This window comes from Bradyrhizobium iriomotense (assembly GCF_030160715.1).
Classification (GTDB): domain Bacteria; phylum Pseudomonadota; class Alphaproteobacteria; order Rhizobiales; family Xanthobacteraceae; genus Bradyrhizobium; species Bradyrhizobium iriomotense.
This window is the reverse complement of sequence record NZ_BSOW01000030.1, coordinates 75,295-88,028: the sequence shown is the minus strand read 5'-3', so window position 1 is coordinate 88,028 and position 12,734 is coordinate 75,295. Positions and strand designations below refer to the sequence as shown.

Below are 12,734 nucleotides of genomic sequence, written 5' to 3'. Positions count from 1 at the left end.
CTGATTTGCTGGAAGGATCGCTCACCAGGTCCTGGCGATGCGGGGTGGAGCGTTCCCTTTCCGACTGCCGGAAAATTGACTGCTCCCGCTAATTGGTCCGGAGGATCTCGACGGCATGGGCGAGCGGAATTGCGAGTGGCCTCACGCCCTGCTCGAGCAGAAAGCGGCGCTCATTCTTGGAGAGCGTTTCGGGCTCGATCACCGCGTAGTGCACATCGGAAGAGCGCTTTAGCACCTGTCGTGCATAGGTACGCAGAAGCTGGTCGTTGAAGCGGCAGCCAAGAAATAGGAAGCTACGGCCGGCCCGGCGATCCATGACGTCGTCCGGAATCGGCGTCTGTATGTCAATTTCGGTTAGCACCTCAACATAATCGGCATCGGAGACAAGGAAATTCTTGGCCGGAACAACACAGCCGTGTGGCTTGTAAAGGATAGTTTGCCACCTTCTTGCCGAAGAGCAATCAACTTCAGTACCTGCGGCATCATAGAAGCGGCACCAACGATGCTCACCAATACCAGCGCGGGTGATTCCTTGGATTTCGCCCCAATTGCTACGTCCATTCAGCGCGTTTCTCATCGCGCCATCGTACCAGCTATCGACGATCAGCGGCAGCGGCAGCCCTGCGAGATGCCGCTGTAGCTGCGCCGGCTCGACCGGCGTGCTAAAGGCGTCCGCCATCATCGCTGTCAGGGTGGTGCGGTGCCTCGTGGTCTCAATGTGCTGTGCACAGGCCCAGGCGTTCCCTCTCGTGCGTCTTGGCAAGGCCAGCTTGCTGCCGAAGAATGCCGCTAGGTCCTCGGGACTTCTCGGTACACTCGCCTTCGACAACTCCGCTGAACCGGGTCCGAGATAGGGAACAACATTGCCGCGACGAAGCTCCTCGGCAACCTTGCGGAGGATGGCTTCGGCCGCCTGCCCATTAACGAACTCGATTCCTGGATTGAGCGCGTTCATGCCTCTTCGCGGTCGCCGCCACGCTTCCTTGCGTTGACTGTAATTGGCAAGGTTGTGTCGCTCGTCATCGGCGGGAGATCGAGCACCCAGCCATTGGCGATTCTGATCCAGCCGCCCCACAGCGTCTCGTACTCGGATTCAACAATCGGCTCTTCAAGATCCTTCTTGGGCACGTAAATCGAAAGACCAGCTTCGGGTGAACGACGAATAATGACCTTCATCGGATAGACTCGTTGAATCGAGAGATAGACCTTGCACGCTCCAGCGCCCCAGGTGATGCCCCTCTCAGTTTCGCAATGATCTTTCGGAGCACAACAAGGACACGATCGATCTCCTCGCTCGTGGTCTCGCGAGACAATGAGAAGCGAATCGCGCCCCGCAACCAGGCCGAGGGTACGTTCATTGCGCGCAGCACGTGCGACGGCTTCATAGAGCCGGACCTACAGGCAGATCCCAGGGACGCTGCAACGCCGGCGCGACTCAAATGATGAGTGATTGCTTCACCTTCCAGATGTTCAAAGGCGATATTTGATGTGTTCGGCAGGCGGTTCTCTTGGTCGCCGAGCACCACGCAATTGCCGAGCTCCAGGACGCCCTGCTCCAACCGATTGCGCAGCGCGGCTATTCTCATCCGCTCCCGTCCGAGCTCCACAGCAACGAGCTCCGCAGCCTTACCCAGCCCAATGATGCCGGGCACGTTCTCGGTGCCGGAACGCCGGCCGCGCTCCTGGGGACCGCCGAAGATCAGCCGCCTGAACTTGGTGTCTTTGCGCACATAGAGGGCGCCAATGCCTTTTGGACCATGCAGCTTGTGGCCGGAAAGCGACAGCATGTCGATCTCTGTCGTCTTCACGTCGATGGGGATCCGCCCGACAGCCTGCACTGCGTCAGTGTGGAAGAGTGCGCCGACGGAGCGCGCCATCTTGGCGAGGACCTCGACCGGAAAGATCGTGCCGGTCTCATTGTTGGCCCACATGACGGAGGCAACCGCGGTACGCGGGGACAACGCGCGGCGATAGGCGTCAATGTCGAGTCGGCCCGCACAGTCGACAGGAATCAGATGACACTTGTTACCGCGACGGCCGATCTCGTCTGTAAGGGACAACACGGCGGGATGTTCCACAGCTGTAGTGACGATCTCGTCGCGGTGCTCCTGCACAGCAAGCGCCGAGAGGATCGCGGTATTGTCCGATTCGGTACCGCCTGAGGTAAAGACGACCTCGTGATCAAAGGCAGCACCAATCAGCGCCTGCACGCTCCCGCGGGCCCCTCTTATGCTTTCCGCCACCTGCTTGCCCACCGCATGCGCGGAGGAGGCATTGCCGAACTGCTCGGAGAACAATGGCAGCATCGCCGCGACGACGGACGGATCCGTGCGTGTGGTCGCGTTATTGTCCAGGTAGATGGGCCGCACGGTGCGTCTTCCTTAGTGTCCGGTGTCCGGTTCTGGCAGATTCCGCGACCGGGATCAGGCGGACAAATTCGCCTAGCCGCTCGATCAACCGCGCCTGGATGCCCGCCAGGGTCACACTTGCGAGCTTGCAGAAGAGGCAGGCGCCTGTGAGCTTGACCATGATCTTGTTGCCATCGATGCCGATAAGCTCGCAATCCCCGCCGTCACGCTTCAGATTGGGCCGGATGTCGTCGAGCACGGCGCGCACGATCCGCTCCCGTCCGGAAGACTCTTCGGTGGCCAATTGTCTTGATTGTTGAGTCTCAGCGAGCATTGTCCGGTTCCCTGTAGCCTTCTTCGCAAGTCGGCCTTAGCTAAACGACTTGCCACATGAGCAGCTCGACTTTGCGTTGGGATTGTCAAAGGTGAAACCAGAGCCCTCTAGCGCCACCACGAAATCGATCGTGGTTCCGGTAAGATGCTCGTGACTGTTGTAGTCGATAAACAGCTTGATGCCCCCTCGCTCGATCACGGTATCGTCGGGCTTCGGCGCATCGGCAAGTCCCATCGTGTACTTGAACCCGGCACAGCCGCCACCTTCAACCATAATCCGCAAGCCGCTCGCAGGCTGCGCTGCCGTGGAGATCGCGCTCTTCACCGCGTTTTCCGCGCTCACTGTCAGATTAATCATCGCTTTCCCTCTGCGCCAACTTGCGTTGGCAAGTCCCATGCCAACAATCGCGCTCCTGACAGCGCTTGGCTTTTCCCGATCTAGCCTGTTCGCGTTGCGTAGCGTGTCGGGCTTGCGACACAAGGGTTTGCTGCTTGGGAAGAGATTGTCGCGATCTTCGCGCTGCCGGACACGCTTGTCTACTTAAGCACAGACGAAGAATTGCCGTTGACTCTGCTGCGGGTGTGGGAAGCCGGCAAACAATTTGCATAGAGGGCAAGGTGAGCTCACGCGGTGCGACATCTGCGCCGGCCCCATCAAACGAGGAGGACTTCATGACGTCCATCGACAACACCGTACTTGGCCAGCTGGACAAGGAGGGCCGCTTGCTAAATGCAGTGCTCAAGGGCGAGACCACGAAACCCGGCCGCTTCGGCTTCCGCGGCGATATCGCGCTAAAGTTCCAGGCTCAGGTTGCCGACGAGAAGCGTCCGCCCGACTATTCGGTCGAGCAGGTATTGACTGTCGCAGACGAGGGAGAGACAGCGATCCCGGTACTGGCCGGCTACCTGCATTCTTTTGCCTATCTTGCCGATGTCGCAAGAGTGTTGGACGGCGCATTGAGTCAGAAGGGCAGCTACTTCATGTTCTGCAACAACATCGATCTATCGGCAAAATACCGTACCAAGATCGGTGACATCACATTCAGCGTGCTGCCATGTGACGAGTCGACTGTGTGGAAGGAGATGATGGATCTCGCTGGTGTCGACAAGAACGACATCAAGAAGCTAAATACTGCCGGCAAGCTCGACTATCTGCTCGACGCTGCCAAGAGCGTCGACGCATCTTATGCCGAACTTTCCTACGAGGAAGGTCTCGCTAAGATGAAGCCAGTGAAGAACCGCAACGAGAACCGCCCTGTCTGAGGTATGGGGTCGAATTTCTCCCCTGCTCTCGTGCTGCCAAGCTCGTGGGCGCGACAGTGCAATTTTCCGCTGGGTTGGAACAAGCACGCGATCGAAACTGTAAAATCTCCTTGCATGCAAGGTACCCTCGAGCAACTTGCCATTTCAAGTTCGTCACCGAAGACGGCCGGCTCGAGCGGCCTGACGACGAACATGCCCATCCGCGTCCGGACTTCGCGTTGCCGACCTTTTTGTCGCGTCGAAAGAGCCAGTGCGAAGATGTGTGAAGCACCAGTAGACCTTCTGCTTGACGCGACCAGATTCGCGTTGCCGGCCCACAGCAAACCGTCCGACCTTGTGCTGTGGTCCCAGGCAGATTTCAAAAGCGGACCTGCGCCGCAGGCGTGTCACGATTCGGGGCGGATTATCGCGCGGTCTGAAAGGACGGCTACTCCACCTAAAACTGCGACCAAGCCGTGACGCGACTCCGGGAACATGGTGGCTATACTGGTTTGCCGCGTAGGAGACTGAATGAAATGGCAACTCTGATCAAGACCACTCAGGACGGCCGCAAGGTTGAGGTCGTCGGGCTCGCAATCATGCTTGGGGGCAGGCTCGAAACTGACGAGCTCATCGAAATCAAGGATCATCCATATCGCCGAGCGATTTTGGCCGCAGTGCCCGAGGCCACTCACATGGCTGGCCGCGTCCCGCTGACACGCGAGGAAGCGACGCTCGCTTTCGCGGCTTTAAATAGAGCCGAGGCCGATATGCTCGGCAATCCCCTCGCTATCCACGAGCGGTTTCGCATTGCTGCGATGAGGAAGGCACGTGAACAGGGGATCGAGTAGCAAGAGTTGAGCTGCCTCCGGACGCTGGCATCAAGCACACCAAGCGTCGAGTTCCCCGCTTGCATACTGAATCGCCGCGAATAAGCCCCGCGATGACGGCGCACAATCACTCGCCACCCTCGTTGAATTTGAACCAAGCCGTGCCGCCGGCAGAGGCGGAGCAATGTCGCGCGTACTCTCATTAAGAGGTTTCCAGGCGCTCACACGCTCGGGCCACTGCGGAAGACCCGTAAGGACATTATCGCTCCGCCTCAAGCGGTGGCTACATTCAAGCGGCTGGAGCGTGGCACTGGCAGTTGGCCGGGCACACCCGTGCGCAGGCACCGCAGCCGATGCACGCTCCGTCATCATTCAGAACCATGATCTTCTTCTCGATCTCGTCATCATCGTCTTCGAGATCGATCATCTCGCCGGCCTCGTTAATGCCTTTCAGAATCATAACCTGGCGCCCGCAAACCTTGTAGCAGCGACCGCAGCCGATGCATTTCTTGGGATCGATAGAAATCAGATACTCGGGCTTCCAATTGCGGCCGTCGCGCGTTGCGAATGACATGTCACCACCCGTCTACTTTTTTCTGCGCCTTGAGATCCTCGCGCTTGCGCTCTAGCTCGTCGAAGGCGTCGTGGACCTGTTGGGCAACGCTAAGGATCGAGGTCCAATTCTCCGGCAGCCCCTCAGCTAGATCGTGGAGATCCATCTTTGCTTGAGTAGCCTTGACCGAGAGCTTCTTGATATCGGCTTTCAGTGCTTCAAGATTGCTCATTCATCACCTCAGTAGTTCGCAACTTCCGGGAATCTTCGGATCATCTCAATTCCCTTGTCGACATATTTGTCACCTTCCGTAATCAGCTTTGCGAGATGGTCAAAACCGAATCGATGCACGTCGCGCAGTTGCTTGTTTACGACAATGAGCCGACCGCCTATGAGCACTATGCGGCCAAAGCCTTCATGGTGCATTTTCAGCATCGGCGAGATCATCACCCCGGTGGCCTTTTCGATAGACACCGCAACGGCGTTGAAGAACAATTCCAATCGCCAGATCGTGTCCGGATCGGGATCGCCGACGATCGGCAAGGCGCGACGCTTTTCCCTATCGAGAATATAGGGCTCGAGCAGCTCGAGATCCCCTCTGCCATCCCAGGCGCCGTGGCCGTCCTCGGCGCGCCAGATCTTGACAAGCTCCCTCACAAAGGGTGCCTCCCCAGCGGGGCTGGTTTGGATCAATTCAGCCGTCTCGTTCATAGTCGTTTCCTTCAGTCCTCGAAATCGAACGAGCGTTTGTGGCCTTTGGCGAGCACCTTGCGCAACCAGGGTGGCGGGGAGCCCTTCAACACACCTTCGAGCTTGATACAGAGATCGTCGATGGCTTCGGGCTGGCTGACCTTCATCGGATGGATATTGTTTGCCACAACACGCGCTGCACCAGAGCCGCCGATCGCAGCAACGTAGAGGATGGCGCAGTCTTTGATGGCATCGATCTTCGGCGCGAGCTTGTCCTCATCGCCGTCCTCCTTGAGATCGCCGTCGAACTGGATGGCCTCGATCAAGTGGTGCCCTTCGGGCCTAACTTCATAGATGGCGATGTTTTTGGCCCAGCCAAAATGTGCATCGACGCGCTTTAAATCCTGAGTGGCGAATGCGACTTTCATCGGCTCTTTTCCTATTCTCGCATCAGTTCAGCTGCGGCGGAACGACGTGCAGTCCGGCGCCGGTGATTTGCCAAGTCGCAGGTGTCGGCTGGTGGTTGGCCTCGCGGTCAGCAATGATGAGGTTGGCGAGGTCAAAGATCAACTCGCGCGTGCCGCGATAGCTGACGCTCATCTGGTGACCTGCGCCGAGGCGATCGAACATCGGAAAGCCGGCTCGGTAGAACGGAATGTCCAGCCGTGCTGCCGCCTGGCGGCCGTGCGAGTGAGAAATCAGGAGATTGCAGTCTCGCGTCTTGGCAAGCTCCTCCAGATCTTCGAGATCACCAATGACGACCTCTTGGGCCTTGACGCGTTCGAGCACCGGAGATGCCGTTGTTGTCACCGCCGCGGTCACCTTAGCGCCCATCTCGTACAGCATGCTGGAGATGTCGAACAAGAGGTCCGGCTCGGCCCCAATCGCCAGCTTTCGACCTCCGATATGGAAATGCGCATCCAGCATGGCGTCCGCGAGTTGGCCACGCTGCCGGCGATATTTTGTCGGCACCGGCTTGCCGCCGACCACGCTCAGAAAAGTCATGAATTCATCATTGGGAACGAGGCCACACAGCCGCTCGAATAGCCGGAACGGCGTGCCAGTCTTCGCCTGCATCGCCTCGGCCGCGCGCCTCATCTGCGCTCCGATGGCGATCGTCCAGGCCGCCTGCCCCATGCTCGCGATCTCGTCGACCCCAATCCCACCCATCGTAGTCGGCGTGAATTCTTCGGGGATGTGACCGTCGAGCGACCCGGAGATGTCCGGCAAGAACGACGGCCTCAGCCCAAAGTCCTCAAAGATCGTCCGTAGCTCGTCAAGATCGCCAGGGGTGAGGTGGCAACCAGGCAGGACGTTAACGCGCGAGGAATCGCGCGGTGCGGCCGGATCCACGGGATCGACGAGCACCTCAACCAGTCGCGCCACGGTCTTTTCCCAGCCATCCTGAAACGCGTCCTTGAAATCCGGTGTCGAAACGTAGACGAGCGGGACATTTTCGAGATCCGGATGATTTTGCCGAATAAGGCGGATAAACGCCTCAACGTCGTCGCCCTTGGTCTCGGTGACGCCGGTCGAATTGATGCCGATAATTTCGGGCTTGACGCGTTTGTAGATATTAAGGATCGCCTGCTCGACATTCTCATAGCCACCGAGCACGGTCGAAACCTCACTCATTGCGGTGGTCTGCAAGGGCACGGCCTCCTTGAAATGGCGGACAAAAAGGGTCAAGCCGAAAGACGTGCAGCCCTGAGAACCGTGTAAGAGTGGCATCGCACCGCGAAGTCCCAAGAAGGCGAACGAGCCGCCGATCGGTTGGCTCATCTTCAGCGGATTGATCGTGCAGGCCTTCTTGGAACAGGTAACGATCGCCATAGCTTGCCCCCTGCTTACGCCCTACTCTGCCGCCTGCAGCGCGGACACAGGCTGGGCCGGCATCTTATTCTCGCTCGCTCGCTTAGAAGCGGCGGAAGCGTTGGTGTCCTGCGCCATAGTATCGACAGCGGTTGAGCCGTGAGCAGGAACGCAATCCTCGATGATGCTGAGCTCGACCGTCTTGCGCGAGCGGGTTCTCTTGGCGTGCGGGGCCTTCTCGGCACCGACCGAGCTCGGCGCCCCCCCGGTGGCCGACACATGCACTTGCGCAAGCGCCTTTGCTTGCCAATTGCCCTCCGCGTTATCCCACGGCGCGGGCGTACGGAGCTGATCCCATATCGGATTGTAGAGCGCCTTATCGATCTCTTCCATGAGCTTCACGATGCCGACATAGCCCATATAGGCGTGGCAGCGTTCCTGATTGATGTCGAGCCACGGCATAGCCGCCTTCAGGGCGACGAACTGCGACTTGCCGCCCGACAGCATGATATCCGCCTTCGCCTCCTTGAGCATCTTGTACATTTCACGCGGCGTAAGATCCTCGATCATGTGGGCATCATGACCCATCAATTTTTGAATACGCTCCTTATCTTCGCTGGTCGATTTCTTGACCGAAGTGCCAACAATCTCGAGCCCTGCCTCCTGCAGAGCCGCGACCACCGACCATGACTTCACGCCGCCAGTGACGAGCAAAACCTTCTTGCCTGCAAAGCGCGTCTTGAAGCGCTCGATCGCAGCGAAGGCCTTTGCTTCCTCGCGTGCGACTGCAGCCTCGGTGCGCTCCAGCAGTTGGGGTGGAGCGCCGCGCTCGATCAGCATGAGCGCGATCTTTCGCAAAGCCTCGCTGGTATCCTGGATCCCGTAGAATGACCCTTCGAAGAATGGGATGCCGTAGCGCTCCCTCATCTTGCGCGCGACGTTGATCATGGCCTTGGAGCACACCATCATAGCGACGCGCGCCCGATGGGAGCAAGCGACCTCGCGATATTTGCCATCGCCGGAGATGCAGGACAGAATGCGAATGCCGATTTCGTCCAGCAGTGGCTTGATCTGCCAGAGCTCGCCGGACAAATTGTATTCGCCGATGAGATTGATATCGTATGGCGTTGTGCGATCTGGCTCCTGGGTGCCAATCACGTATTCCAGCAGCGCTTCACCGGCGAGCTTGTTGCCGAGGTTCTTCGAACCGACAAATCCCGGCGAATTGACGGGAATGACGGACCTGCCGAATCTTGCCGCCGCGAACTTGCAGACCGCATTGATGTCGTCACCGATCATGGCCGGCACGCAGGTCTGGTAGACGAAGATCGCCGGCGGATCATACTTGTCGATGATTTCCTTGATGGCTTTGTACAGCCGCTTCTCGCCGCCGAACACGACATCGATCTCATGCATGTCGGTCGTAAAGCTCCTGCGCCAGAGATCGGGCCCTGAGGAGGCAGAGCCGCGATTGTCCCAGGAATTGCCTTCGCACGCGATCGGGCCGTGAACGAGATGAGCGACATCGGTAAATGGCTGTAGCGCAATCTTGGCGCCATCAAAGGCGCAGCCTCCAGCGACCCCGCCCGGCTGCAGCTGCTTGGTGCAGCCTTTCTTGCGCGCGGCCTCCGACTTGTTGGCGTTCTTGGCGCAGGCCGCCTCATTGAAGGCGTCCTGGATCGTGGCCGAGAGCGAAGTCACGGTAGTCTCCTTCCGCGGATGGTTTGTGGTCCTGGCACGGTCGAGGTGTAGATCCCCACCTCACGGCCGCGCCGCGCGGCGATGAGGCGGAGACACGCTCGCATCAGCGGATGATGTCGAAGCTGTAGTCGGTTTTACCCACTACGTTGGTGTTCTTGTCGATCTCCTCAAATATCTTGTCGAGTATCTTCACCAGCACATTCATGCCGCCCTGATAGCCCCACACCGGATAGCGGTGATGATGGTGACGATCGAACACGGGGAAGCCGATTCGGATCAGCGGCGTGCCGGTGTCGCGCTCCAGATACTTGCCGTAGGTGTTGCCGATCAGAAAATCGACCGGCTCTGTGAACAGAAGCGAACGCATGTGCCAAAGGTCCCTACCTGGATAGGCATGACAGTCCTTGCCGAACTGCGAACCGGCAAATAGCGCCTGCATCTTCTCTTCCCAGGCCTTAGTTCCGTTGGTCGATAGGACGTGTGTGGGTTCGGCGCCGAGCTCGAGCAGGAAGCCTGCTAAGCCATAGCAAAGGTCGGGATCGCCATAGATTGCGAACTTCTTACCGTGAATGTGTGCACTGGAGTCCGCCATGGCGTCGACCAGACGACCGCGCTCCTGTTCCAGGCCCTTCGGGATTGATTTTCCCGTAATGCGCGACAACGTCATCAGGAAGTCGTCGGTCGCGCTGACGCCGACCGGATGGTTGAACGCAACGACTTGCTGGCCATGGCTCTCGATGAAGGCCAGCGTTTTTTCCGTGCAATATTGCTGCATAGAGACGGTCGCCTTGGCATTGATGGCATTTGCGGCGTCCTTCAGCGTAGTCCCGCCTTCATACATGCGGAACTCACCGTCAGTCGGCGTGTCGAACACGTCGCTGTTATCAGCGAGGATCGTGTACTCGATGCCCATCAACTCAAAAATGCGCTTTATCTCGCGGATATTGCCCACGGTGTAGCCGTCGAAGCCGCCTACGAAGTTGATCTTCTTGTTCGGCTGGCGCTCGAGCTTTGGCTCAGAACCGGCTTTGCCGTCCCAGAAATACTCGATGATACCTTTTAGGGCGTTGTCATAACCGGTGACATGGCTACCGACGAAGGCGGGTGTATGAGCGAAGGGAACGTCGAACTTGGCCGGAACCGAGCCTTTCTCTTTCGACGTCTTGATGAAGGCGTTGAGATCGTCGCCGATCACTTCCGCCATGCACGTGGTCGAGACCGCGATCATCTTCGGCTTGTACATGTTGTAGCTGTTGGCCAGCCCATCGATCATGTTATTGAGACCGCCGAATACAGCTGCATCTTCGGTCATCGACGAGGAAACACAGGAGGTTGGTTCCTTGAAGTGCCGCGACAGGTGGCTTCGATAGTAGGCGACGCAGCCCTGTGAGCCGTGGACGAAAGGTAACGTGCTCTCGAATCCGACCGAGGCAAACACGGCTCCCAACGGTTGGCACGCCTTGGCCGGATTGATAGTCAGTTCCTCGCGCGCGAAGTTCTTTTCGCGATATTCGGGAGTTTTGGCCCATTCGCGGATACGTTCGACCTCCGCGGGATCATGCGCATTCTCGAAGAGCGCTCTTTTGTTCGCCAGCATTTGCTGGTATTCGGGCCCTCGGAATAGCTCGAAATGATCGAGCACGTTTTCGGCATTCTGTGTCATCGTGGCGTCCTTGTTAGATTCGTGTTCGATCGTCTGGACCGGCGCACTTATTCCGCCGCCATCAGGCTCGGACGCGGGGCATCCTTCCAAGGTGCCCTGGTCTTCTTCCAGATCGGGGAATTGATTGCCATATCCATGTCGCGGGCGAAGATCGCGAACCCATCATAGCCATGATAAGGACCCGAATAGTCCCAGGAGTGCATCTGCCGGAACGGCACGCCCATCTTCTGGAAAACGTACTTCTCCTTGATGCCCGAACCGACGAGGTCGGGCTGGATCTTCTCGACGAAGCGCTCGAATTCGTAGCCAGTGACATCGTCGTAAATCAACGTTCCGTCCTTGACGTAATGCTGGGCGGTACGCTGATAATCGTCGTTGTGACCAAATTCGTAGCCGGTCCCGACAACCTCCATACCGAGATCTTCATAGGCGCCAATCACGTGCCGAGGCCGCAGGCCGCCAACGAAGAGCATCACGGATTTGCCTTCTAGCCGCGGCCGGTACTTGGCGATGACAGCATCCATGAGTGGCTGGTATTTGGAGATGACGCGCTCGGCTCCCTCCTTAATCTTGTCGTCGAAGAAGCTCGCGACCTTACGCAGCGAGTCCGCGATTTTGGATGGGCCAAAGAAGTTATATTCGCACCAGGGAATGCCGAACTTCTCCTCCATGTGGCGAGAGATGTAATTCATCGAACGATAGCAGTGCAGGATGTTCAGCTTCGCCTTCGGCGTCGCTTCAAGTTCGGCGAGGCTACCGTCGCCCGACCACTGCGCAATCACGCGCAGGCCCATTTCCTCAAGGAGGATGCGAGACGACCAGGCATCGCCGCCGATGTTGTAGTCGCCGATGATAGCAACGTCATAGGGCGTGGATTCAAATCGTCGCTCTGTCTCAGGGGTGATCTTGTCGAAGATCCAGTCGCGTACGGCATCGTTAGCGATGTGGTGACCCAACGACTGCGATACGCCGCGGAATCCTTCGCAGCGCACGGGCACGATAGTCTTGCCGCCGTATTCCTTCGACTTTGCCCTCGAAACTGCCTCTATGTCATCCCCTATCAGGCCGATCGGACATTCCGACTGGATGGTGATTCCGCGGCTGAGCGGGAACAAGTCCTGGATCTCGTCGATCACCTTGACGAGCTTCTTGTCGCCCCCGAAGACAATGTCCTTTTCCTGGAAGTCGGAGGTGAACTGCATAGTTCCAAAGGTATCGATACCGGTGGTGCCAACATAATAGTTGCGTCGCGATCCCCAGGAATACTGGCCACAACCGACGGGGCCATGGCTAATGTGGATCATGTCCTTGATCGGACCCCACACCACACCCTTCGAACCGGCATAGGCGCAGCCTCGAATGGTCATTACGCCGGGGATCGATTTGAGATTCGACTTAACGCCGCAGTCCGACTTACCAAGCTCGTGCACGTTAAGGTGCTTGGCACGGCGTTTTGCGGTCTTCTCGGGATAGACCTTCAAGACTTGGTCAATCAATTGCTTGTTGCGTGCCTTGATCTCTGCGACGCTCTGGGTGGATGCCAGGCTCATGCGAATATCCTT

At 58.1% G+C, this 12,734-nt stretch carries 15 protein-coding genes; 2 read left to right on the top strand and 13 right to left on the bottom strand.

Annotated elements, in window-relative coordinates:
- Positions 1-88: 88 nt before the first annotated feature.
- From QQL28_RS33880 to QQL28_RS33860, 5 genes are read right to left on the bottom strand one after another with little or no spacing between them, the layout of a single operon-like run.
- The gene (locus tag QQL28_RS33880) at positions 89-955 is read right to left on the bottom strand and encodes an SIR2 family NAD-dependent protein deacylase (RefSeq protein WP_284272633.1); all 867 of its coding nucleotides are present in this window, start codon (positions 953-955) and stop codon (positions 89-91) included.
- Entirely contained in the window at positions 952-1,176 is a 225-nt protein-coding gene (gene nifT / locus QQL28_RS33875) for a putative nitrogen fixation protein NifT (RefSeq protein ID WP_284272631.1), read from the bottom strand. Before nifT ends, QQL28_RS33880 begins: the two co-directional genes overlap by 4 nt.
- A complete protein-coding gene (gene nifS, locus QQL28_RS33870) occupies positions 1,173-2,369 on the bottom strand; it encodes a cysteine desulfurase NifS (RefSeq protein ID WP_284272628.1) in 1,197 nt (398 codons plus the stop codon). Before nifS ends, nifT begins: the two co-directional genes overlap by 4 nt.
- Positions 2,344-2,682: a NifU family protein gene (locus tag QQL28_RS33865; protein WP_284272626.1), complete on the bottom strand. Its 339-nt coding sequence runs from the start codon at positions 2,680-2,682 to the stop codon at positions 2,344-2,346. The genes nifS and QQL28_RS33865 overlap by 26 nt, the downstream gene beginning before the upstream one ends.
- A 36-nt stretch (positions 2,683-2,718) precedes the next feature.
- Positions 2,719-3,039, bottom strand: a complete 321-nt coding sequence (locus QQL28_RS33860; RefSeq protein ID WP_284272717.1) for a HesB/IscA family protein — start codon at positions 3,037-3,039, stop codon at positions 2,719-2,721.
- 314 nt (positions 3,040-3,353) lie between these two features.
- Between QQL28_RS33860 and QQL28_RS33855 the strand changes: the two genes are divergently transcribed.
- Together QQL28_RS33855 and QQL28_RS33850 are read left to right on the top strand one after the other, a co-directional pair.
- The gene (locus QQL28_RS33855) at positions 3,354-3,944 is read left to right on the top strand and encodes a hypothetical protein (protein WP_284272624.1); all 591 of its coding nucleotides are present in this window, start codon (positions 3,354-3,356) and stop codon (positions 3,942-3,944) included.
- Positions 3,945-4,459: 515 nt separating this feature from the next.
- Positions 4,460-4,774 carry a hypothetical protein gene (locus QQL28_RS33850; protein ID WP_284272622.1) on the top strand — a complete coding sequence of 105 codons (315 nt, stop codon included), beginning with the start codon at positions 4,460-4,462 and terminating at the stop codon, positions 4,772-4,774.
- A 268-nt stretch (positions 4,775-5,042) separates the two neighbouring features.
- On the opposite strand, the gene fdxB is transcribed toward QQL28_RS33850, so the two are convergent.
- The 8 genes from fdxB to nifD all read right to left on the bottom strand — a co-directional run bounded on the left by fdxB (position 5,043) and on the right by nifD (position 12,722).
- Positions 5,043-5,327 carry a ferredoxin III, nif-specific gene (gene fdxB, locus QQL28_RS33845; protein WP_284272620.1) on the bottom strand — a complete coding sequence of 95 codons (285 nt, stop codon included), beginning with the start codon at positions 5,325-5,327 and terminating at the stop codon, positions 5,043-5,045.
- Between the two features lies 1 nt (position 5,328).
- Entirely contained in the window at positions 5,329-5,538 is a 210-nt protein-coding gene (locus QQL28_RS33840) for a CCE_0567 family metalloprotein (protein ID WP_284272618.1), read from the bottom strand.
- A gap of 8 nt (positions 5,539-5,546) precedes the next feature.
- Entirely contained in the window at positions 5,547-6,017 is a 471-nt protein-coding gene (locus tag QQL28_RS33835; protein ID WP_284272616.1) for a NifX-associated nitrogen fixation protein, read from the bottom strand.
- Positions 6,018-6,028: 11 nt separating this feature from the next.
- Positions 6,029-6,424, bottom strand: a complete 396-nt coding sequence (nifX, locus tag QQL28_RS33830; RefSeq protein WP_284272614.1) for a nitrogen fixation protein NifX — start codon at positions 6,422-6,424, stop codon at positions 6,029-6,031.
- Positions 6,425-6,446: 22 nt separating this feature from the next.
- Positions 6,447-7,829 carry a nitrogenase iron-molybdenum cofactor biosynthesis protein NifN gene (nifN, locus tag QQL28_RS33825; protein ID WP_284272611.1) on the bottom strand — a complete coding sequence of 461 codons (1,383 nt, stop codon included), beginning with the start codon at positions 7,827-7,829 and terminating at the stop codon, positions 6,447-6,449.
- Between the two features lie 21 nt (positions 7,830-7,850).
- Positions 7,851-9,509 (bottom strand): nitrogenase iron-molybdenum cofactor biosynthesis protein NifE, encoded by a 1,659-nt coding sequence (gene nifE / locus QQL28_RS33820; protein WP_284272609.1) that lies wholly within the window; start codon positions 9,507-9,509, stop codon positions 7,851-7,853.
- 103 nt (positions 9,510-9,612) lie between these two features.
- Positions 9,613-11,172 carry a nitrogenase molybdenum-iron protein subunit beta gene (gene nifK, locus QQL28_RS33815; protein ID WP_284272607.1) on the bottom strand — a complete coding sequence of 520 codons (1,560 nt, stop codon included), beginning with the start codon at positions 11,170-11,172 and terminating at the stop codon, positions 9,613-9,615.
- 47 nt (positions 11,173-11,219) lie between these two features.
- The gene (nifD, locus tag QQL28_RS33810) at positions 11,220-12,722 is read right to left on the bottom strand and encodes a nitrogenase molybdenum-iron protein alpha chain (RefSeq protein WP_284272605.1); all 1,503 of its coding nucleotides are present in this window, start codon (positions 12,720-12,722) and stop codon (positions 11,220-11,222) included.
- Positions 12,723-12,734 lie beyond the last annotated feature (12 nt).

What these genes read in the sequence shown, in the direction of transcription:
- QQL28_RS33840 (WP_284272618.1), bottom strand. Translation starts at nt 5,538, where the DNA reads ATGAGCAATCTTGAAGCACTGAAAGCCGATATCAAGAAGCTCTCGGTC.
- QQL28_RS33865 (WP_284272626.1), bottom strand. Translation starts at nt 2,682, where the DNA reads ATGCTCGCTGAGACTCAACAATCAAGACAATTGGCCACCGAAGAGTCT.
- nifK (WP_284272607.1), bottom strand. Translation starts at nt 11,172, where the DNA reads ATGACACAGAATGCCGAAAACGTGCTCGATCATTTCGAGCTATTCCGA.
- QQL28_RS33850 (WP_284272622.1), top strand. Translation starts at nt 4,460, where the DNA reads ATGGCAACTCTGATCAAGACCACTCAGGACGGCCGCAAGGTTGAGGTC.
- nifD (WP_284272605.1), bottom strand. Translation starts at nt 12,722, where the DNA reads ATGAGCCTGGCATCCACCCAGAGCGTCGCAGAGATCAAGGCACGCAAC.
- QQL28_RS33835 (WP_284272616.1), bottom strand. Translation starts at nt 6,017, where the DNA reads ATGAACGAGACGGCTGAATTGATCCAAACCAGCCCCGCTGGGGAGGCA.
- nifN (WP_284272611.1), bottom strand. Translation starts at nt 7,829, where the DNA reads ATGGCGATCGTTACCTGTTCCAAGAAGGCCTGCACGATCAATCCGCTG.
- QQL28_RS33880 (WP_284272633.1), bottom strand. Translation starts at nt 955, where the DNA reads ATGAACGCGCTCAATCCAGGAATCGAGTTCGTTAATGGGCAGGCGGCC.
- nifX (WP_284272614.1), bottom strand. Translation starts at nt 6,424, where the DNA reads ATGAAAGTCGCATTCGCCACTCAGGATTTAAAGCGCGTCGATGCACAT.
- fdxB (WP_284272620.1), bottom strand. Translation starts at nt 5,327, where the DNA reads ATGTCATTCGCAACGCGCGACGGCCGCAATTGGAAGCCCGAGTATCTG.
- nifT (WP_284272631.1), bottom strand. Translation starts at nt 1,176, where the DNA reads ATGAAGGTCATTATTCGTCGTTCACCCGAAGCTGGTCTTTCGATTTAC.
- QQL28_RS33855 (WP_284272624.1), top strand. Translation starts at nt 3,354, where the DNA reads ATGACGTCCATCGACAACACCGTACTTGGCCAGCTGGACAAGGAGGGC.
- QQL28_RS33860 (WP_284272717.1), bottom strand. Translation starts at nt 3,039, where the DNA reads ATGATTAATCTGACAGTGAGCGCGGAAAACGCGGTGAAGAGCGCGATC.